The following is a 20,361-nucleotide window of genomic DNA, read 5'->3' on the forward strand; positions in this document are numbered from 1 at the left end:
TGGTCCGGCCGGACAGCCCCAGTTTCGCGCTACACCCCTCACCGGCGTGTAGCGCCTTTTTGCTCCGGAGCCCGTCATGCACCTGAAGCTCATTATCGACTCGAAACCGCTCGACATCGAAGTTGACGATGTCATCGCGGGACTGCTTGCGACCCGCCTGAATCTTCCCGCGGACATCGACCATCAGGAGGCCCTCGTCCGGTATCTGGGTGAGAAGGGCGAGCCATGGTTGCTCGACGAGGAACATATGCGAAAACGTATTTTCCGCCGTCTCATACTCGACGTCGCCGACCCGGCGCTCGTCATCCGCTATCTCATGGCCGACCGATAAGTCCACCGGCTGATGAGCAAGCAGAAACCGACGCTCGAATGTCCAACAACGCGTGAGTATGACGGTCTCCTCCTGGCCGATAGCCGCCTTAGAGTAGCAAAAAAGCGATATGAGCCCAGTTAACTAGATCAAAAGCAAAAACAGTCCCAGCCGCATTTTCACGAACATTCGACTAGTAAGTTGCGGCACCGGCACCACCGCCATGCAATGTTGGTAACACATGAGGCAGATTTTGCGCCGTAGCAATACTGCCGCAAAGCTACGACGCCCCACTTAATTTAGCACCCTGATTTAGTCAATTCTCTTTTTTCGATTTATATTAAAAATATTTTCATAATCAGGAATTTTCGAAAACCAATTGTCCAACAAATTGGCAACATTCTTGTCCGCGAGCCGTCGACCATTTTTATTCGAAAAATCTAGAACTTCTTTTTTAAGTTTGTCCACAGCTACTGCACGAGACGCCCAACCGGTCTCTGGTTTTTTACTTCGAACAAGCTCGTATGCGAATTGCCGGATAGGCTCATATGCTTGATCGCGAGCCTTCCCTCCCGCACGTGCTTTATTAACCAGAACTTCTTTAGACGTTTCCGAAATCGTTTGCTTCCTTGCTTCCTCTATACCTTTAGATGCCACCGCAACCCCGCACCAATATCTTGCCTGCGCCATGTGGGCCCACGCGAGATTTACATCTTCAGCATCAAAAATTTTAATCGCTCGCATGCAATATACGCATGATAAAATATGCGGGAGACTTCCGGAATTTGAAATCCAATCCAATCCTTTTCCCGCATCAGAGTCGGGAAAACATTGCACGACGAACGCCACCACGTCATCAACAGCGAGATCGTCGCGCGCTCTAATAACGTTTATAACTTCTAATACGAAGTCTGCCGGCTTCCTTCCCGCCTTGAGAGCCGCATAGCTGACCGCAAGGTTGCCAAGCGTTAAGTTTGCCAAATTTACGATGTTCGTTTCGTGTCGCGCTAAGCAGTCAGAGACGGTCATGATCTGAAAATGTTGTCGAGTTCAGGGGCGCTTAGCTTAGCGTCAGTTGCCGTCGCCAGCACACGCGCCATCGATCAACTTACCGTCTGTAATTTTTGTGAGACAAATCTGCGCTCCGAAGCCACCGACCATACGTTACTGCCACACTCGATGTACCGGGGTCGCCTTAGCTCCATGTCTCTCACCGATAGCAGCAAACCTCGTTCAAAGAAACCCTGTACCTGCCTCGATACACGACAACATCCCAACGCCTGCACGATTAGATCGCGCACCCGCGCGTGTCAAGAGAGTACCTAGTTGAGAATTGGACGCGCGAATCTGAATGCCCCGCCACCAGATGGTATCAGCGGCCTACTAGCATCGGCACGACAAGGTGATAGCCGCCCACAGGCCGATACTCAATGATGGGCTGTGTGATGGGCTGAAAAAGGAAAAGCCCCGTAAGTCCTTGAACTTACGGGGCTTTTGTCCCGCTTTTGGCGGAGACGGAGGGATTCGAACCCTCGATCCAGGTTTTGGCCCAGATGCTCCCTTAGCAGGGGAGTGCCTTCGACCTCTCGGCCACGTCTCCCAAACTGTCGATCGCGCCAGGGAGGCAGCGCGACGAGAACGAAATTCTATCTGGACACGACACTCAGGTCAAATGTTTCGGCACGTTTTTTAGCGGAAACAGACAACCTGCTGCGCACCCATGCCGACCTTGCGGACGACACGGCTTAGTCATCGAGCGCGAGCCCCGAAGAACCCGCGTCGACACCAGGCCGAATTCAGGCCTGGTCGAGTTCGAACGCCTTGTGCAGCGCGCGCACGGCCAGTTCCATGTACTTCTCGTCGATCAGCACCGAGATCTTGATTTCGGAGGTCGAGATCATCTGGATGTTGATGCCCTCTTCCGACAGCGTGCGGAACGCCGTGCTGGCCACGCCCACGTGCGAGCGCATGCCGACGCCGACCACCGACACCTTCGACACCTTCGGGTCGCCGAGCACCTGCTCCGCGTTCACATGGCCCTTGACCTGATTGGTCAGGATATCCATGGCGCGCTGGTAATCGCCGCGGCCGACCGTGAACGTGAAGTCGGTCTTGCCCGCCACGCTCTGGTTCTGGATGATCATGTCGACGTCGATGTTGGCGTCGGCGACCGGGCCGAGGATCTGGTAGGCGATACCCGGCTTGTCGGGCACGCCCATCACCACGATGCGGGCTTCGTCGCGTTGAAATGCGATGCCGGAAATGACTGCCTTTTCCATGGTCTCGTCTTCTTCAAAAGTAATCAGGGTGCCCGACTTCATTTCCTGGTCGAGCGCAATCAGGGGATCGGTCAGGCTCGACAGCACGCGCGTCTTGACGCGGTACTTGCCGGCGAATTCGACCGAGCGGATCTGGAGCACCTTCGAGCCGAGGCTGGCCATTTCCAGCATCTCCTCGAACGTGACGCGATCGAGGCGGCGCGCGTCGTCCACCACGCGCGGATCGGTCGTGTACACGCCGTCGACGTCCGTGTAGATCAGGCATTCCTCGGCACCGAGCGCGGCCGCAACCGCCACCGCCGAGGTGTCCGAGCCGCCGCGGCCCAGCGTGGTGATGTTGCCTTCCGGGTCGACGCCCTGGAAGCCCGTGATCATCACGACCTTGCCGGCCGCGAGGTCCTGCTTCACGCGCACGTCGTCGATCGACTGGATGCGGGCCTTGGTATAGGCGTTGTCCGTCTTGATCGGCACTTGCCAACCCGCGTAGCTGACAGCGGGCACGCCGATGTCCTGCAGCGCGATCGCCAACAGACCGACGCTGACCTGCTCGCCCGTCGACGCGATCATGTCGAGTTCGCGCGGGCTGGGCTGGCTCGAAATTTCCTTCGCGAGACCGAGCAGGCGGTTCGTTTCGCCGGACATCGCCGACGGCACGACCACCAGCTGGTGACCGGCCTGATGCCATTTCGCGACGCGTTTCGCGACGTTCTTGATGCGCTCGACCGAGCCCATCGAGGTGCCGCCGTATTTGTGTACGATGAGTGCCATTGTCGTTCAGTACTGGAGATTGACCGCGCGGGCGCGCTGCGCTGAACGCCGCGCTGCCGTTCGGTCACGCGGCTTTTGGCAGTGGACGACGACGAGGAAGACGGCGGGAAGCAACACGCTGGCGTGGCGGATTTGCCCGGAAGGCGGATCAGGCCGCGCAGACCGGGTACGTCACGCGGGAAACCTGCACAAAATGCTCGAAATATCGAGCCGAGCAAACGCCTGAGCGTACTCTATCGAGGTCTGCTTGACAAGTTTGCCGATTTGATCTGGCACCACATAAGAAAATGCCCCAATTTGGAGCGATATTTCGGGGCCCGATCAGCCGATCAGCAGGTCCGGCCGCCATTCGATGCGGCGGCGCGCGTGGCCGGCGCGGCCGTTCCCGCTCCCCTCACCGCCCGCTTCGGGCGCGCGATTCACGCCGATACGCGGCACGAACAACAGCACCTCGCCCACATGCAGCAGCGGCACGTCGCGTTGCCAGGCCGGCACGCCACGCTCCTGGAACAGATTCTTCAAAGTGCGCGACGGGCCGGCGGCCGATGTGCGCAGCCGTTCGCCACCGCTGCGCGCGAGCACGACGAGCGGCGCGGCGGCGAGTTGCGCTTCGGTCACGGTGCATTCGTCGAGCGCCTCGTCTTCCGCGATCGGCCGGAACACGAAGCTGCCGCGCCAGGCCGGCAGGTGCCAGACCTCTTGCCCATGCCAGGCGAGCCGGGCAGCGGGCCGCGCGGGTGCGGTGCCGTCGTCGGCCGGATCGGCGCTGTCGCCGGCTTCCCAGTACACGTCGCCGCGATACAGGCGCAGGCACTGCCCCGCGTGATCGATGCGCAGCGCATGCGACACCTGCGTGGCGCGCAGTTGCTTGATCATCTCGGCCAATCGAGCGGCCGAAGCGCCGGGCAGGCCCAGCGTGCGCATCCAGTGCCGCAGCAGGTTCGCGCCGCGTTCGTCGTCGAGCGCCAGCAAGCGCTCGCGCGATAACAGGCGGCGGCCCTCGTCGTCCTCGTGCCCCACGTTGTCCAGATCGCCGGCCGCGAGCACGTCGAGCAGCCGTTGTGCGGCGGCGGCATGCTGCGCGGTGCGCGACAGCGCATCGCGAAACCCGGGGAAATGGACCGACAGCGCGGGCAACACCTCCAGGCGCAGCGCATTGCGTGCATAGCGCGTGTCGGCGTTCGACTCGTCGTCGATCCAGCGCAGGGCACGCGCTTCGGCATAGCGTTCGAGTTGCGCGCGCAACAGATGCAGCAGCGGCCGCACCCGCACGATGCGCGCATCGGCCGGCAGATAGCTCGGCGCCATCGCCGCCATGCCGGCCAGCCCGGCGCCGCGCAGCAACTGCAGCAGCACGGTTTCGGCCTGATCGTCGGCATGCTGGGCGAGCCACAGCGCCTGCGCGTCGTGATGTTCGCCGAGCGCGTCGAGCGCGCGATAGCGCACCTCGCGCGCGCTGGCCTCGACCCCCAACCCGGTCTCGCGCGGCACCGCGACACGCTCGGCCGCGAAGCGCACGCCGAGCGCCGCGGCGGTGGCCTCGGCATGCGCCAGCCACGCATCGGCATTGCCGCTGAGGCCGTGATGCACATGGAACGCGAAGCAGCGCGCGGCGCCGGCCACGCGCACCGCGGCATCGAGCAGCACGGTGGAATCGAGGCCGCCGCTGTAGGCGATGCCGATCGTCGCGTCGTCGGGCAGGCGGCCCAAAGCAACGCGGACCGCGTCGAGCACGACGCGGTCCGCGGAGAGATCTTTCGGTGGAATCATCGGTAACACGCGCGCGTCACGAAGCGGGCGGCGCGATATGCCAGGCTCACAGGCCCGGCGTGGTTTCCTTGAACTTGCCGTAGCCGAGCAGGCGCTCCATGCGGCGCTCGCGCAACGCATCGATGCCCATGCCCTGGAACTGGCGCAGCGTGTCGGCGAGCGCACGGCGCAGCAGCGCGGCCATGCCCTTCGGATCGCGATGCGCGCCGCCGAGCGGCTCGTTGACGATCTTGTCGATCAGGCCGAGCGCCTTCAGGCGATGCGCGGTCAGGCCCAGCGCTTCCGCCGCTTCCGGCGCCTTCGCCGCGCTCTTCCAGAGAATCGACGCGCAACCTTCCGGCGAGATCACCGAATAGGTGGAGAACTGCAGCATCAGCACGGTGTCGGCCACGGCGATCGCGAGCGCGCCGCCCGAGCCGCCTTCGCCGATGATGGTGGTGATGATCGGCGTCTTCAGCTCGGCCATCACGTAGAGATTGCGGCCGATCGCTTCCGACTGGCTGCGCTCCTCGGCGCCGATGCCCGGATACGCGCCCGGGGTATCGACGAACGTAAACAGCGGCAGGCTGAACTTCTCGGCCAGGCGCATCAGGCGCTCGGCCTTGCGATAGCCTTCCGGTCGGGGCATGCCGAAGTTGCGCGCCGCGCGCTCCTTGGTGTCGCGCCCCTTCTGATGGCCGATCACCATGCACGGGGTGCCGCCGAAACGCGCCAGACCGCCGATGATCGACTGGTCGTCGGCAAAGGCGCGGTCACCGTGCAGTTCATGGAAATCGGTGAACAGCTCGTTCACGTAATCGAGCGTGTACGGGCGCTGCGGATGACGCGCGATCTGCGAAACCTGCCAGGGCGACAGGTTCGCGTAGAGATCCTTGGTCAACTGCTGGCTCTTCTTCGACAGACGCTCGATCTCTTCCGAAATGTCGACAGCCGAATCGTCCTGCACAAAACGCAGTTCTTCGATCTTGCCTTCAAGTTCGGCGATCGGCTGTTCGAAATCCAGAAACGTGGTCTTCATGTATGAGAATCCTTGGGTCATGCGGCAGCGCGTATTCTAACCGCGCTCGCCCGCATCAAAATCGGGTCGAAACTATCGACCCAACCTAAGCAATAGTCAATTCGGGTCAAGCGTCGCCGGTTTCCGTGTCCAGACTGCGCCACATGTACCAGGTTGCGACAGTACGCCACGGCTCCCAGTTGGCGGCCACTTCGCGCGCCTCGCTGCGCGTGACCGGCTCGCCGCTGAAATAGTTGACGCTGATCGCGCGGATCAGGCCGGGGTCGTCGAGCGGCAGCACGTCGGGCCGCGACAGGTTGAAGATCAGGAACATCTCGGCCGTCCAGCGGCCGATGCCGCGGATCTGCGTGAGCTCGGCGATCACGGCCTCGTCTTCCATCGAGGTCCACTTGTCGACGTGCAGCGCGCCGGACACGAAGTGCTGGGCCAGATCGATGATGTATTCGGACTTGCGCTTGGACAGGCCGCAGGCGCCGAGCTTGTCGAGGCCGAGCCGGATCACCTGCTGCGGCGAGAGCTTCGGGCAGGCCGCTTCGATCGCGGCCCACACGGCCTGCGCCGAGGCGACCGAGATCTGCTGGCCGACCACCGAGCGCGCGAGCGTGACGAACGGGTCGCCGCGCTTGACCAGATGGGCCGGGCCGAACTTCGGGATCAGCTTTTTGAGGATGCGGTCGCGCTTGACGAGATCGGCGCAGGCCTTGTCCCAATAGGGCGGGCGCACCACCACCTCGAGCACGGCGTCGGCATGCGCCGGCGCCTCCGTTTCGGCCGGCGGCTCGCGGCGCTCGGCGGGCGCGGCCTTCGCCACGGCGCGCGCGAGCGGCGCATGCGCGGCGCCGTTAATGGCGTCCACGCGCTTGGCGGCGACCTTCCCGGCCGGCGCACGCTTCGCGGCCACCGGCGACGCGTTCGCCGTGCGTGCCGCGCCTTTCGCCGGCACTTTCCTGCCCGTTGCCATCTTGCCTCCTGCCTGGCGGGTCAGCGGAACGGACGACGCGCGATCAAACGCGACGCCATTCGGTCAACCCGCCCGGTTTGTCTTCAAGCGCGACGCCAGCTTCGAGCAATTGCGCCCGGAGCCGGTCCGCTTCGGCATAGTTCTTCGCCAGCTTCGCCGCGGTGCGCGCGGCGATCTGCGCCTCGACCGCTGCGGCGTCGAGCGCATTGTCGGCCGCGCCGGCAGCCTGCTGCAAATAGGCGCGCGGCTCGCGGCCAAGCAGGCCCAGCAGCGCACCGAGATGCTTGAGCTGACGCGCCAGCGACGGCGAGCCCGTGCGATTGACTTCGCCGGCCAGTTCGAACAGCACCGACACGGCCAGCGCCGTGTTGAAGTCGTCGTTCATCGCGGCCGCGAAACGCTGCGCATGCGGCTCGTCGCGATCGAGCGGCGCCGCATCGGGCGTCACATCTTTCAGCGCGGTATACAGGCGCGTGAGAGCGGCGCGCGCATCGTCGAGCGACACATCGCTGTAATTGAGCGGCGAGCGGTAATGGGTGCGCACGATGAAGAAACGCATCACCTCGGCGTCGTACTTCGCGAGCACTTCGCGGATCGTGAAGAAGTTGCCGAGCGATTTCGACATCTTCTCGCTGTCGACCTGCACGAAGCCGTTGTGCATCCAGTAGTTGACGAAGGGGGTGCCGGTGGCGCCTTCGCTCTGGGCGATCTCGTTCTCGTGGTGCGGGAACTGCAGATCCTGGCCGCCGCCGTGGATGTCGAAGTGATCGCCGAGCAGCGTGCAGCCCATCGCCGAACATTCGATATGCCAGCCCGGCCGGCCGCGTCCGTACTTCGAATCCCAGCTCGTATCGGCCGGCTCGTCGGGCTTGGCGCTCTTCCACAGCACGAAATCGAGCGGGTCCTGCTTGGCGTCGTTCGCGGCGACGCGCTCGCCGGCGCGCAGATCGTCGAGCGACTTGCCCGACAGGCGGCCGTAGTTGGCGAACTTGCGCACCGCGTAATTGACGTCGCCGTCCGTCGCCTGATAGGCGTAGCCGTTGGCTTCGAGCTTCTCGATCATGCCGAGCATCTGCGGGATGAACTGCGTCGCGCGCGGCTCGTGCTCGGGCCGCTCGACGCCGAGCGCATCCAGGTCTTCATGCATCGCGGCGATGAAGCGGGACGTGAGCGAGGCGATCGTCTCGCGGTTCTCGACCGCGCGGCGGATGATCTTGTCGTCGATGTCGGTAATATTGCGCACGTACGTCACGCGATAGCCGAGATCGCGCAGCCAGCGCTGCACGATGTCGAACACGACCATCATGCGCGCGTGCCCGACGTGACAGTAGTCGTATACGGTGATGCCGCAAACGTACATCCGTACTTCGCCAGGATGCCTTGGCGCGAAGACTTGCTTGTCACGCGCGAGCGTGTTGTAGATGCGCAGAGATTCCATAGAGATGAAACGAGAGCCGATGGGTGCCGCCCTGGCGACGGGCGCTTGCAAGAGATTCCGCTCGGAGCGCCTGCCGCGGGCCGACTCGACTCGCCGCGCAACGGCGGCGCCGAACGGACGGCGGGCGAAGCGTCAACGGCCGCAAGAAACGGCTGCGAGAGGCAAAAGACAGTCCGCGGCTCGCCGGAACGCGCGGACGATTTGCTAGAATGGGTCGGAGTATAACATTGCGATTTAAGCCCATGAAATCTTCCCGCGGCCGCGCGCCGAGCGCTGCGACCCTCGTTGCAACCGCCGTACTCGGTGCAGCGCTGGCCTTCCCGGTCTTTGCCCAGAAGGCTCCCGCCACCGCCGACGGCACGCCGGAAATCGACACGTCGATCACCGGCCGCAACTGGTCGGCGGCACTGTCGCAGCTCGACGCGCGTATCGCGTCGAACCCGCGCGACGTGCAGGCGCAGTTCAAGCGAGGCACCGTGCTCGCGCGGCTGAATCGCGACGACGACGCGATCCGGCAATTCACCGCGATCACCCAGGCCTACCCCGAACTCCCCGAGCCGTACAACAATCTCGCCGCGCTGTATGCCAAGCATGGCCGCTATGAAGAAGCGCGCGCCGCGCTCGTCACCGCGATCCAGGCCAACCCCGACTACACCGTGGCCTACGAGAACCTCGGCGATCTGTACCTGCGGCTCGCGGCCGAATCGTACAAGCGCGCGCAGAAGCTCGGCCACACCAGCGGCCCGACCGCGCAGCGGCTGGCCGATATCGACCGGATCGTCTCGCCGTCGCCGGCCTCCGCCGCCGCGCCTGCCGCCGCGAGCCGCACGAGCGCGTTGTCGAACGCCGCGGCGGCGAACGTCTCCACCACCACGCTGCCGCTGTCGCCGAGCTTCCAGTTCGGCGTGAGCGGCACGTCGCTGACGACGCCGCCCTACCTCGCGCCGTCGAACTGACGCCGCATCGCCACGCGCCTTTTACCCATCATCCAGAGGATCGTCATGAAACGTCTGTTGTTGGCGCTCGGCAGCGCCGCCCTCGTTGCGACCGCACCGGCATACGCGCAAACGGCCGCCACGCACCCCGTCGTGCAACTGAAGACCTCGCAGGGCGAGATTCGCGTCGAGCTGTATCCGGAGAAGGCCCCCAAGACCGTGGCCAACTTCCTCGACTACGTGAAATCCGGCCAGTACAACGGCACGATCTTCCACCGCGTGATCCCGGGCTTCATGATCCAGGGCGGCGGCTACAAGGCCAACTTCGACGAAAAGCCGACCCGCGCGGCGATCCCGCTCGAAAGCCGCAACGGCCTGAAGAACGTGACCGGCACGATCGCGATGGCCCGCACCAGCGATCCGAATTCGGCCACGGCGCAGTTCTTCATCAATACCGTCGACAACGCCAACCTCGACTACCCGAACCCGGACGGCAACGGCTATGCCGTGTTCGGCAAGGTCGTGTCGGGCATGGATGTCGTCAAGAAGATCGAGGCGACGCCCACCACCTCGCGCGGCGGCATGCGCGACGTGCCGGAAAAGCCGATCACGATCGATTCGGCGAGCGTCGTCGGCAAGTAAGCCGATCAACCGGCGCGCAGGTACGCGCCCCCTACGCGGCCGCGTCGTTTCGACCGGCCGCTTGCCATTTTCACCACCCTCAACGAAGGAACCATCATGGTTGAACTGCATACGAACCACGGCGTGATCAAGCTCGAACTCGACGCCGAAAAAGCACCGAAGTCGGTGGAAAACTTCCTCAACTACGTGAAGGCCGGCCACTACGACAACACGGTGTTCCACCGCGTCATCAACAACTTCATGATCCAGGGCGGCGGTTTCGAGCCGGGCATGAAGCAGAAGCCGACCGAAGCGCCGATCGACAACGAAGCGAACAACGGCCTGAAGAACGCGAACTACACGGTCGCGATGGCCCGCACCAACGATCCGCACTCGGCCACGGCCCAGTTCTTCATCAACGTCAACGACAACGACTTCCTGAACCACTCGTCGCCGACGCCGCAAGGCTGGGGCTACGCCGTGTTCGGCAAGGTGGTCGAAGGCCAGGACGTGGTCGACAAGATCAAGGCCGTCAAGACGGGCAGCAAGGGCTTCCATCAGGACGTGCCGGCCGACGACGTCGTGATCGAAAAGGCCGTGGTGGTCTGACGCGGCGAGGAGGCACTTCGATGCTGCAGGAAACACCGCCGCGAAGCGTCTCCGGGGGCGTGCCGGGCGAGCAGAGTCTCGCTCACGCGGCACGCCCGTTTTTGTTCATCTCCGATCTGCACCTGAGCGACGCGATTCCGCGCACCGTCGCCGCGTTCGAGCACTTCGTGCACGTCACGGCCGCGAGCGCCGATTCGGTGTTCATCCTCGGCGATCTGTTCGAATACTGGGTCGGCGACGACATCCTCGACGACGACCCGTTCGCCCGGCACATCGCCGCGCTGCTGCACACGTTCCCGGAGCGCGGCATCGCGCTCTACGTGATGCACGGCAACCGCGACTTCCTGCTCGGCAAGCGTTTCATGAAGCAGGCCGGCGCGATGCTGGTGCCCGATCCATCCGTGGTGCTCGCGTTCGGCAAGCGCATCGTGCTCGCGCATGGCGACGCGCAATGCACGGCCGATCGCGGCTATCAATGGTTCCGAAGGTTCGCGCGCAACCGGCTCGCGCAGTGGCTGTTCCTCGCGCGCTCGCTGGTATGGCGGCGTGGGCTCGCGCAACGCATGCGCGCCAAGAGCGAATCGGGCCGCGAGCGGCCGGTGTCGCCGCGCTACGACGTCACACGCCACGGCATCGCGCAATTGTTCCGGCGCAGCGGCGCCGACCTGATGATCCACGGCCACACGCACCGCCCGGCCCGGCATGCGGAGCCGGAAGGCACGCGCTGGGTGCTGCCCGATTGGGATCTGGACCACGGCGCGGCGCGCGGCGGTTATTTGCGGCTCGACGCCGAAGGCGTGCGCGCGCTGCCGCTCGAATCCTGAACGGCGGGCGGCATGCGCCGCCCTGGGCCGATCGGCTCGCTACCTCAGCCCTTCACCCGGTATGTTCGATCGCGTGGCCGCCGAGCGCGGCCGACAACCTGCGCAGATCGAGCCGCCCGTCGGCCTGCAGCGCCTCGAAGCGCTCGCCGAGCCGCTCCAGCGCCGCCACCACCTCGTCGACGCGCTGCGCTTCCTTCGCCGCATGATCGACCAGGCCGTGAATCGCGAGCGACATCGGATCGTCGGCGTTCGGCGTGATGCCGTAGGCGCTGAACGCGGCGCGCTCGGGCGTGCCGCGTTTCGCTTCGGCCGGCGCCTGCGCCGGCATGACCACCCGCGCCGGATTGCCGACCGCGGTGCCGCCCGCCGGCACCGGCTTGACGACCACCGCGTTGGAGCCGATCTTCGCGCCCTCGCCGATCGTGAACCCGCCCAGCACCTTCGCCCCCGCCCCGACGATCACGCCGCGCTCCAGCGTGGGGTGCCGTTTCGCGCCGCGCGTGAGCGACGTGCCGCCGAGCGTCACGCCCTGATAGATCGTGCAGTCGTCGCCGACGATCGCCGTCTCGCCGATCACCACGCCCATGCCGTGATCGATGAACACGCGCCGCCCGAGCGTGGCGCCCGGGTGGATCTCGATGCCGGTCATGAAACGCGCCACCTGCGACACGAAGCGGCCGAGCCAGCGCCGGCCGCGCCGCCAGCAGGCGTGCGCGATGCGATGGAAGATCAGTGCGTGGATGCCGGGGTAACAGGTCAGCACCTCCCAGGCGCTGCGAGCGGCGGGATCGCGCTCGCGGATCGTCGCGATGTCTTCTCGGAGTCTCGTGAACATGGTGTGGGGCTGATGTCGACCGGGATGGGGATGCGCCGCGCGCTCTGCGTCGCACGGCCCTTATGCGTCAACGGCATTTGCTTATGACGCGCCGACCGATTGTAGGGCGACTCGCGCGCGGCCGCTGACGGTGCGCGCTTGCCCCCATCGACGCCGGGGGTATTGGCTGCGAACGCCCGGCACCCCGCCGCTTCAGCACTCTTCGCGCCCCGATTTGATCAGGATGTGCTTGGCGATGCCGCGCAGGATATTGACCTCCTCGCGCTCCAGCCCGGCGCGCGAGAACAGCCGCCGCAGCCGCGACATCAGTTTTTTCGGGTTGTGCGGATCGAGAAAATCGAGCGCGACCAGCGCCGTTTCGAGATGCGAGAACATCCGCTCGATCTCCTCGGCCTGCGCGAGCGTGCCGACCACACCGACCGCGCCGACCGGACCGTCGTGCGGCTGCGGCGCCTGCGCCGCGACCTCGAGCAGCGCCACGCGCAGCTCGTACGCGAGCACCTGGATCGCCTGCGACAAATTCAGCGAGCTGTAATCGGGATTGGCCGGGATATGCGCGATGGCGCTGCAGCGCTCGACATGCTCGTTCGACAGCCCGACGCGCTCGTTGCCGAACACGAACGCAATTTCGCCGCTGGCGAGCTGGCGCTGCGCCTCGCCGGCGGCCGCGCGCGGCGCGAGACGCGGCGGGCCGTATTCGCGGCTGCGTGCGCTGAGGGCCACCGACCACTGCACGCCGGCCAGCGCCTCGTCGAGCGTGGCCACGATGCGCGTGGCGGCCAGCACGTCGTCGGCGCCGCTCGCCATGGCGATGGCGTCCGGATCGGCCAGCACGTCGGCCACGCGCGGCGCGACCAGCACCAGCCGCGAGAAACCCATGGTCTTGAGCGCGCGGGCCGCCGCGCCGACATTGCCAGGGTGGCTCGGCTCGACCAGCACGAAGCGTGCAGCGGCGAAGGCGGAGCCGGAATCAGAACCGGACAGCGTGGCCGGGGTGGAATGCGAGGTTGCCAACGTGTGGATCCGTCCAGAGAACATGAGAGTCGGGCGTCATGGTAGCGCCAACGCCACACTAATCCCACCCGGCCGAACGGTCCAGGCCACGTGACGGTCGGAAAAACGCCCCGACTCGGGTAAAATGCCGGTTTCGCGCTTGCCCGTCGCCTGTCATGGCAGTGGGCAACGGCACAGCGCCAGCGCCCCGTTCTTTGTCAATTCGCGTCTTCCGTCGACGAAACGTCCGCCCAGCCTTGCCGGGCGGCGCTTCGCCGGTTCAGTTCACCTTCGTGGCGGCCCCTTGCCGCCGGCTACAGGATCAGGCTCATGCATCCCATGCTCAATATTGCTGTCAAGGCTGCGCGTCGCGCCGGGCAGATCATCAACCGCGCCTCGCTCGATCTCGATCTGGTCGAGGTCCGCAAGAAGCAGCACAACGATTTCGTCACGGAAGTCGACAAAGCCGCGGAAGACGCGATCATCGACACGCTCAAGACAGCCTACCCCGATCACGCGATCCTGGCCGAGGAATCGGGCAAGTCGGACAACGAATCCGAATACGTCTGGATCATCGATCCGCTCGACGGCACCACCAACTTCATCCATGGCTTCCCGTACTACTGCGTCTCGATCGCGCTCGCGCATCGCGGCGTGGTGCAGCAGGCTGTTGTCTACGATCCGAACAAGAACGACCTGTTCACGGCCACTCGCGGCCGCGGCGCGTTCCTGAACGACCGCCGCATCCGCGTCGGCCGCCGCGACCGCCTGGCGGACGCGCTGGTCGGCACCGGCTTCCCGTTCCGCGAAAAAGATGGCCTCGAGGAATACACGCGCCTGTTCATGGAAATGACGCAAGCCTGCTCGGGCCTGCGCCGCCCGGGCGCGGCCGCGCTCGATCTGGCGAACGTCGCGGCGGGCCGCCTCGACGCGTTCTTCGAGCAAGGCATCCACGCCTGGGACATCGCCGCGGGCAGCCTGCTGATCACCGAGGCCGGCGGCCTGGTGGGCAACTATCACGGCGAATCGGATTTCCTCGACCGCAACGAGATCGTCGCGGCGAACCCGAAGGTCTACGCACAGATGATCCCGATCCTGAACCGCTACTCGCGCATCGGCCTCGACAAGCCGGCCCAGCAGTCCTGAGCCCGCGCCGGGCGCCGCGTGCGCCCGGCTCGCGACGCGCCATGAAAAAGGCCCGCATCGAAACGATGCGGGCCTTTTTTCGTCGGCGGCCGGCGGCTTGCGGGCTACCCAACCTCAGCCGTCGATCGCCCCCATCGGCCCGTGGCCGCGAATCCACGACCAATCGGCGCGCTCGGCCATCTCCTTGTCGCCGCGGCTGTCGCCATAGGCGAACAGCTTCACCGGCGGCTGCGCCCCCCACCACGCGGCGAGGCGCACCACCTTCTGCGGCCCCCAGCAATTCTCGCCATCGAAGCGGCCCGTGAAGCGGCCGCCCTCGAACGCCAGGCGCGTGGCGAGCACGGTGTCGATGCCGGCCGTCGCGGCCCATTTCTCCAGGTACAGCGACGGCGACGCGCTGACCAGCACCACCGTATGACCGCGCGCCTGATGCTCGCGCACGCGTTCGAGCATCTCGGGCCGCACCAGGCGCGGCAACTCGGTGGCGACGAAGCGCGCGGCGCGCGCATCGAGCTCGACCTGCGCGATCGGCCCGAACGCGAACCACGCGAAGCGCGCCTTGGCCGCGCCGCGCGAGATCCAGCCGGCCTTCATCGCGACGATCCACGGCAGCGCGCGCAGGCCGGCCCAGGCAAAACGGATCGGGCCGACGGCCTGCTGCACGAAGTGCCGGAAGCTGTCGGAAGTGGTGATGGTGCCGTCGAAATCGAAGGCGGCAACGATGCGGTCGGTCATGGCAAGGGCGTGTAGCGCAACGAACAAGCCCGGACGATAGCAAATTTGCGCGGCCTGGGGCGCGCATCGACGACAACGCCGGAGCCAACCACGCTCCGGCGCTCGATTCCACGACCGGCGCACCGCCATCAGGCGGCACGCCGGCGCGCGATCGGATCAGATATGGCCCTGCTGATGCGCGGACACGCCGACCTGCTGCAGCCCGGCGTCGCCCGCCGCCTCGCCGGCTTCCACCGGCTTCGCGAAGCGCCGCGCCCAGATCGCCGTGACGATCGGCACCAGGATCGCCGTGATCAGGCAGGCCGTGGCCACCGTGGCCGTGGCGGCCGGCACCAGCGGCTTCAGGCGCGGCACCATCTCGCCGATGATCGCCGGGTTGGCGACCGCCGCACCCGCCGTGGACGAGGCCGCGATGCCCGCCGTGCCGTTGCCGCCGCCGATGAAGCGATCCGCCAGGATCAGCGGAATGCCCGTGACGAGGATCACGGCCACGCCGAGGAAGATGCCCGGAATGCCGCTGGTCGCGATCACGTGCAGATCGATGCCGTTGCCGAGCGCGAAACCGAAGAACGGAATCAGCGGATGCACGCAGCGGCCGAACAGGTCGCGCAGGTCGCGGTCGAGGTTGCCGAGCGCGAAGCCGATCAGGAACGGCAGCACCGCGCCCACGAACAGCCGCGGCTCGAACACCGCCACCCCGGTCGCGCCGAGGATCGTCATGCTGACGAGCGGCCCCGATTCGAGCGACATCAGCACGAACGCCCCGGCCTCCTCTCGTGTGCCGTACTGCTGCATGACGGCGGCGTAGAGGCCGCCGTTGGTCATGTCCATCGAGGCCACGATCGCCAGCAGCGACAGCCCGGCGAACACCCCGCTCTGAATGCCGTCACCCGGAATGAAGCGCGCGCAGATCAGCGTGACGAGCCACGCCACCAGCGTCTTGGTCAGCACCAGCGTGCCCGACTTGCGCAGCACCACGCCGGTGGCGCGCAGGTCGATGGTCGCCCCCATGCAGAAGAACCACACCGCCAGAATCGGCACCGTGCCCGAAATCAGCCCGTTGGTAAACGAGCCGAAATACTTCCCCGAATCGGGCGCGAAGGTGTGCACGCAGGCGCCGAGCACCATCGGCACCAGCATCAGCCCACCCGGCACGCGGTCGATGAATTTCTTGATTTTCACTGGGTTCTCCATCCCTGGACGCAGGCGTCCGTTATCGAATCCGTCGTCTCCTGACGTGATTTCGGAACGTTATTCCATTCTCTGATCGCCTCCCATGGCGGTTAACCCTGCACCAAGACAAGGCCCCCGCATCGAGACGCAGCGGATTTTCCGGCGACCCAGAAAAATAGTTGGAACGATGTTCCGATTATTTTCCGGTTGTGCTCTAATGCCGGAACACCAGCGGGCGCCGAGCGCGGCAGCCCGCGCATCGATCCCCCACGGAGACAGCACATGGAAGTCAGGCAGGCGATTCACAGCGAGCACGCGAAAACCCTCGATACGGCCGGGCTGCGCCGGCATTTCCTGGTCGAGAAGGTGTTCGAGCCGGATGCGCTGCAACTGACCTACAGCCATATCGACCGCATCATCGTGGGCGGCGCGTTCCCCGCCACGCGCGCAGTGGAAGTGCCGGCCTCGCTCGGCAAGTCGATCGGCGTCGATCACCTGCTGCAGCGGCGCGAGCTGGGCGCGATCAATATCGGCGGCGACGGCTGGGTGGACGTGGACGGCACGCGTCACGCGGTGCGCTTCGAGGAAGCGATCTATATCGGCCAGGGCGCGCAATCGGTGGCGTTCGGCAGCGACGACGCCAGCCGCCCGGCCAAGTTCTACCTGAACTGCGCGCCGGCCCACACCGCCTACCCCACGCGCGTCATCACGCTGGCGCAGGCCTCGCCCGAAACGCTCGGCGATCCGTCCACCAGCAACCGCCGCACCATCTACAAGTTCATCGTTCCGGAAGTCGTGCAGACCTGCCAGCTGTCGATGGGCATGACCAAGCTCGAACCGGGCAACCTGTGGAACACCATGCCGTGCCATACGCACGAGCGGCGCATGGAGGTGTATTTCTATTTCGGCATGCAGGACGACGCGGCGGTGTTCCACATGTGCGGCGAGCCGACCGAGACGCGCCATCTGCTGGTGCACAACGAGCAGGCCGTGATCTCGCCGAGCTGGTCGATCCACTCGGGCGTCGGCACGCGCGCCTATACGTTCATCTGGGGCATGGTCGGCGAGAACCAGGTGTTCAAGGACATGGACCACGTCGCGATTTCCGCGCTGCGCTAAGCCTCATGAGCCTCGAGAACCGAACCGTGACCCCGGCCTCCCCCTTCGACCTGAGCGGCAAGGTCGCGCTCGTGACCGGCTGCAATACCGGCCTGGGCGCCGGCATGGCCATCGCGCTGGCGCAGGCCGGCTGCGACATCGTGGGCGTCAACCGCGGCGCGCCGGCCGACACGCTCGCGCGCGTCGAGGCGCTCGGCCGCCGCTTCCTGGACCTGCGCGCCGACCTGTCGAGCATCGCGCCGATCGACGACTTGATCGCCGCCAGCGTCGAGGCGTTCGGCCGCATCGACATCCTCGTCAACAACGCCGGCATCATCCGCCGCAACGACGCGCTCGCCTTCACCGAGGACGACTGGGACGCCGTGATCGACACCAACCTGAAGACGGTGTTCTTCCTCGCGCAGGCCGTGGCGAAGCAGTTCGTGCGGCAGGACGGCCCCGGCAAGATCATCAACGTCGCGTCGATGCTGTCGTTCCAGGGCGGCGTGCGGGTGCCGTCGTACACCGCGTCGAAGAGCGGCGTGCTGGGGCTCACGCGCCTGCTCGCCAACGAATGGGCCGCGCGCGGCATCAACGTCAACGCGATCGCGCCAGGCTACATGGCCACCAACAACACCACGCAACTGCGCGAGGATGCGCAGCGCAACGAGGAAATCCTCGGCCGGATTCCGGCCGGGCGCTGGGGCACGCCCGAGGATCTGGCCGGGCCGGTGCTGTTCCTCGCCTCGTCGGCCTCCGATTACGTGCACGGCCACACGCTGGCCGTCGACGGCGGCTGGCTGGCCCGCTGATGCAAGGCCGCGCCCGGACACGCTATGCTCACGCCTGATTCATATTCGACGGATGGTCTGCACATGGAAGCGATGCTCACGCGCCGCAAGGACGAGGCCGCGTCCCGGGCGCGAAACGACGACGGCGACAAGGCCGAATCGGCCTCGGCCGCCGGCAAGGTGTTCGCCGTGCTGGAAGCGCTCGGCGCGCACGGCCCGATCGGCATCAGCGAGCTGTCGCAGCGGCTCGGCATGTCCAAGACCACCGTGCACCGCTTCCTGCAGACGCTGAAGACGCTCGGCTTCGTCGCGCAGGAAGACGAAACCGAGCGCTACCGGCTGACGATCCGCCTGTTCGAACTCGGCGCGCAGGCGCTCGACAGCGTCGACCTGGTGCGCGAGGCCGACATCGAGATGCGCCGCATCGGCCGGCTCACGCGCGAGGCGCTGCACCTCGGCGCGTTCGACGAGGATCACATCATCTACATCCACAAGATCGACGCCGATTACGGGCTGCGCATGCATTCGCGGATCGGCCGCACCAACCCGCTCCACAGCACCGCGATCGGCAAGGTGCTGCTGGCCTGGATGGCGCCCGACGAGGCGCGCGAGGCGCTCGCGCGCGTGGTGTTCCGCAAGTCCACGCCGAAGACGCTGGCCTCGGCCGAAGCCGTCTGGAGCATTCTTCCGCACGTGCGCGAGCAGGGTTACGGCGAGGACAACGAGGAACAGGAAGACGGGCTGGTGTGCCTGGCGGTGCCGGTGTTCGACCGCTTCGGCCGCGCGATCGCGGGGCTGTCGATCTCGTTTCCGACCATGCGCTGCGGCGCCGACACCAAGCCGCATTACGTGGCGCTGCTCAAGCAGGCCGGGCAGGCGATTTCGGAGAAGCTCGGGTATCGCGGCGGCAGCGAGAACGAAGGCGAGGCTTCGGCCGTCTGAATCGCCGGGCGGCGCGCCGCCCGACTCGTATCCACGCCTCAATGCATCGGCAAACTCAAGACGCCCCATCCGCCGTGTGCGGAATCCCCTCCACCGGGCACTCGGGCGTGCCCGGCATCGGCCGCGTGATCGCCTCCACGGCCGCGCGCGCCTTCTGCGGATCGGCGATCCAGTCGCGATAGAACGCAAACGGGCAATCGGCCACGCCGTGCACGCTGTCGCCCGAATGGATCGTGCCGGTATAGCCGCGATGCAGCAGCTTGTAGAGATGGTTCTGCGACTGCAGGTTGCGGCGCGCGTCGCGGATCAGCGAGACCGAAAGCTCCGCGTACTGCACGCCCATCTCCTCCTCGCCGCATTCGCCGAGCGTGCGCCCGTCGAAACCGACGATGGCCGAATGCCCGAAATACGAATACACGCCGTCGAAGCCGGCCGCGTTGGCCACCGCCACGTAGGTGTTGTTCATCCAGGCCATCGCCTTCGACACCATCACCTGCTGCTCCTTGGCCGGGTACATGTAGCCCTGGCAGCGCACGATCAGCTCCGCGCCGCGCATCGCGCAGTCGCGCCAGATCTCCGGATAGTTGCCGTCGTCGCAGATGATCAGGCTGATCTTCAGGCCCTTCGGGCCGTCGCTCACGTAGGTGCGGTCGCCCGGATACCAGCCCTCGATCGGCGTCCACGGCATGATCTTGCGGTACTTCTGCACGATCTCGCCGTGGTTGTCGATCAGGATCAGCGTGTTGTACGGCGCCTTGTTGGGGTGTTCCTCGTGGCGCTCGCCGGTGATCGAGAACACGCCCCACACGTTGGCCTGGCGGCAGGCGGCCGAGAAGATCTCGGTTTCCGCGCCGGGGATGGTGGAGGCCGTTTCATACATTTCGGCCTCGTCGTACATGATGCCGTGCGTCGAATACTCGGGGAAGATCACCAGGTCCATGCCCGGCAGCCCGCGCTTCATGCCGATCAGCATCTCGCCGATCTTGCGCGCGTTCTCCAGCACCTCGGCGCGCGTATGCAGGCGCGGCATCCGGTAGTTGACCACCGCCACGCCGACACTGTCGCGGCTGCTCGAAATATCGCCATGTCGCATCGTCTTGCTCCGTTCGGTGCGC

General features: G+C 65.7%; 20 protein-coding genes and 1 tRNA gene. 9 read left to right on the forward strand and 12 right to left on the reverse strand.

The window, feature by feature from the left end; translation table 11 throughout:
• Positions 1-76 precede the first annotated feature (76 nt).
• The gene (locus tag AB4850_RS26540) at positions 77-331 is read left to right on the forward strand and encodes a hypothetical protein (RefSeq protein WP_414442426.1); all 255 of its coding nucleotides are present in this window, start codon (positions 77-79) and stop codon (positions 329-331) included.
• Positions 332-622: 291 nt separating this feature from the next.
• Here the strand turns inward: AB4850_RS26540 and AB4850_RS26545 are convergent, their stop codons facing one another.
• The 7 genes from AB4850_RS26545 to cysS all read right to left on the reverse strand — a co-directional run bounded on the left by AB4850_RS26545 (position 623) and on the right by cysS (position 8,544).
• Positions 623-1,339, reverse strand: coding sequence for a hypothetical protein (locus tag AB4850_RS26545; protein ID WP_414442427.1), 717 nt, complete (start codon positions 1,337-1,339; stop codon positions 623-625).
• A 477-nt stretch (positions 1,340-1,816) separates the two neighbouring features.
• A tRNA-Ser gene (locus AB4850_RS26550) sits at positions 1,817-1,910 on the reverse strand.
• Between the two features lie 196 nt (positions 1,911-2,106).
• Positions 2,107-3,357, reverse strand: coding sequence for an aspartate kinase (locus AB4850_RS26555; protein WP_414442428.1), 1,251 nt, complete (start codon positions 3,355-3,357; stop codon positions 2,107-2,109).
• 321 nt (positions 3,358-3,678) lie between these two features.
• Positions 3,679-5,127 carry a tRNA lysidine(34) synthetase TilS gene (tilS, locus tag AB4850_RS26560; protein WP_414442429.1) on the reverse strand — a complete coding sequence of 483 codons (1,449 nt, stop codon included), beginning with the start codon at positions 5,125-5,127 and terminating at the stop codon, positions 3,679-3,681.
• A gap of 46 nt (positions 5,128-5,173) precedes the next feature.
• Positions 5,174-6,145: an acetyl-CoA carboxylase carboxyltransferase subunit alpha gene (locus AB4850_RS26565; RefSeq protein WP_414442430.1), complete on the reverse strand. Its 972-nt coding sequence runs from the start codon at positions 6,143-6,145 to the stop codon at positions 5,174-5,176.
• A gap of 106 nt (positions 6,146-6,251) precedes the next feature.
• Entirely contained in the window at positions 6,252-7,106 is an 855-nt protein-coding gene (locus tag AB4850_RS26570) for a DNA-3-methyladenine glycosylase family protein (RefSeq protein ID WP_414442431.1), read from the reverse strand.
• A 43-nt stretch (positions 7,107-7,149) separates the two neighbouring features.
• A complete protein-coding gene (gene cysS, locus AB4850_RS26575; protein ID WP_414442432.1) occupies positions 7,150-8,544 on the reverse strand; it encodes a cysteine--tRNA ligase in 1,395 nt (464 codons plus the stop codon).
• A gap of 242 nt (positions 8,545-8,786) precedes the next feature.
• Here cysS and AB4850_RS26580 point away from each other — a divergent pair, with 242 nt between their 5' ends.
• The 4 genes from AB4850_RS26580 to AB4850_RS26595 all read left to right on the forward strand — a co-directional run bounded on the left by AB4850_RS26580 (position 8,787) and on the right by AB4850_RS26595 (position 11,533).
• The gene (locus AB4850_RS26580) at positions 8,787-9,500 is read left to right on the forward strand and encodes a tetratricopeptide repeat protein (protein ID WP_414442433.1); all 714 of its coding nucleotides are present in this window, start codon (positions 8,787-8,789) and stop codon (positions 9,498-9,500) included.
• Positions 9,501-9,545: 45 nt separating this feature from the next.
• Positions 9,546-10,121: a peptidylprolyl isomerase gene (locus AB4850_RS26585; protein ID WP_414442434.1), complete on the forward strand. Its 576-nt coding sequence runs from the start codon at positions 9,546-9,548 to the stop codon at positions 10,119-10,121.
• A 96-nt stretch (positions 10,122-10,217) separates the two neighbouring features.
• Positions 10,218-10,709 carry a peptidylprolyl isomerase gene (locus AB4850_RS26590; protein WP_414442435.1) on the forward strand — a complete coding sequence of 164 codons (492 nt, stop codon included), beginning with the start codon at positions 10,218-10,220 and terminating at the stop codon, positions 10,707-10,709.
• Between the two features lie 20 nt (positions 10,710-10,729).
• Positions 10,730-11,533, forward strand: a complete 804-nt coding sequence (locus tag AB4850_RS26595; RefSeq protein WP_414442436.1) for a UDP-2,3-diacylglucosamine diphosphatase — start codon at positions 10,730-10,732, stop codon at positions 11,531-11,533.
• A 52-nt stretch (positions 11,534-11,585) separates the two neighbouring features.
• On the opposite strand, the gene cysE is transcribed toward AB4850_RS26595, so the two are convergent.
• Both cysE and AB4850_RS26605 read right to left on the reverse strand, forming a co-directional pair.
• The gene (gene cysE, locus AB4850_RS26600; RefSeq protein ID WP_414442437.1) at positions 11,586-12,368 is read right to left on the reverse strand and encodes a serine O-acetyltransferase; all 783 of its coding nucleotides are present in this window, start codon (positions 12,366-12,368) and stop codon (positions 11,586-11,588) included.
• A gap of 192 nt (positions 12,369-12,560) precedes the next feature.
• Complete coding sequence (locus tag AB4850_RS26605) at positions 12,561-13,406, reverse strand: RNA methyltransferase (RefSeq protein ID WP_414442438.1); 846 nt, start codon at positions 13,404-13,406, stop codon at positions 12,561-12,563.
• A 285-nt stretch (positions 13,407-13,691) separates the two neighbouring features.
• Here AB4850_RS26605 and AB4850_RS26610 point away from each other — a divergent pair, with 285 nt between their 5' ends.
• Positions 13,692-14,507, forward strand: a complete 816-nt coding sequence (locus tag AB4850_RS26610; RefSeq protein ID WP_414442439.1) for an inositol monophosphatase family protein — start codon at positions 13,692-13,694, stop codon at positions 14,505-14,507.
• A 114-nt stretch (positions 14,508-14,621) separates the two neighbouring features.
• Here AB4850_RS26610 and AB4850_RS26615 read toward each other — a convergent pair whose 3' ends face one another.
• Complete coding sequence (locus tag AB4850_RS26615) at positions 14,622-15,242, reverse strand: HAD family hydrolase (protein WP_414442440.1); 621 nt, start codon at positions 15,240-15,242, stop codon at positions 14,622-14,624.
• Positions 15,243-15,398: 156 nt separating this feature from the next.
• Positions 15,399-16,424 carry a 2-keto-3-deoxygluconate transporter gene (gene kdgT, locus AB4850_RS26620; RefSeq protein ID WP_414442441.1) on the reverse strand — a complete coding sequence of 342 codons (1,026 nt, stop codon included), beginning with the start codon at positions 16,422-16,424 and terminating at the stop codon, positions 15,399-15,401.
• Positions 16,425-16,697: 273 nt separating this feature from the next.
• Here kdgT and kduI point away from each other — a divergent pair, with 273 nt between their 5' ends.
• The 3 genes from kduI to kdgR all read left to right on the forward strand — a co-directional run bounded on the left by kduI (position 16,698) and on the right by kdgR (position 19,246).
• Positions 16,698-17,534 (forward strand): 5-dehydro-4-deoxy-D-glucuronate isomerase, encoded by an 837-nt coding sequence (gene kduI, locus AB4850_RS26625; RefSeq protein ID WP_414442442.1) that lies wholly within the window; start codon positions 16,698-16,700, stop codon positions 17,532-17,534.
• A 5-nt stretch (positions 17,535-17,539) separates the two neighbouring features.
• A complete protein-coding gene (gene kduD / locus AB4850_RS26630; RefSeq protein WP_414442443.1) occupies positions 17,540-18,325 on the forward strand; it encodes a 2-dehydro-3-deoxy-D-gluconate 5-dehydrogenase KduD in 786 nt (261 codons plus the stop codon).
• A gap of 63 nt (positions 18,326-18,388) precedes the next feature.
• A complete protein-coding gene (kdgR, locus tag AB4850_RS26635; protein ID WP_414442444.1) occupies positions 18,389-19,246 on the forward strand; it encodes a DNA-binding transcriptional regulator KdgR in 858 nt (285 codons plus the stop codon).
• 55 nt (positions 19,247-19,301) lie between these two features.
• Here kdgR and AB4850_RS26640 read toward each other — a convergent pair whose 3' ends face one another.
• Positions 19,302-20,339: an aliphatic amidase gene (locus AB4850_RS26640; RefSeq protein WP_414442445.1), complete on the reverse strand. Its 1,038-nt coding sequence runs from the start codon at positions 20,337-20,339 to the stop codon at positions 19,302-19,304.
• Between the last annotated feature and the right edge of the window lie 22 nt (positions 20,340-20,361).

The sequence above is a fragment of the Burkholderia sp. 22PA0106 genome, from assembly GCF_047497155.1.
In the GTDB taxonomy this organism is placed as follows: domain Bacteria; phylum Pseudomonadota; class Gammaproteobacteria; order Burkholderiales; family Burkholderiaceae; genus Burkholderia.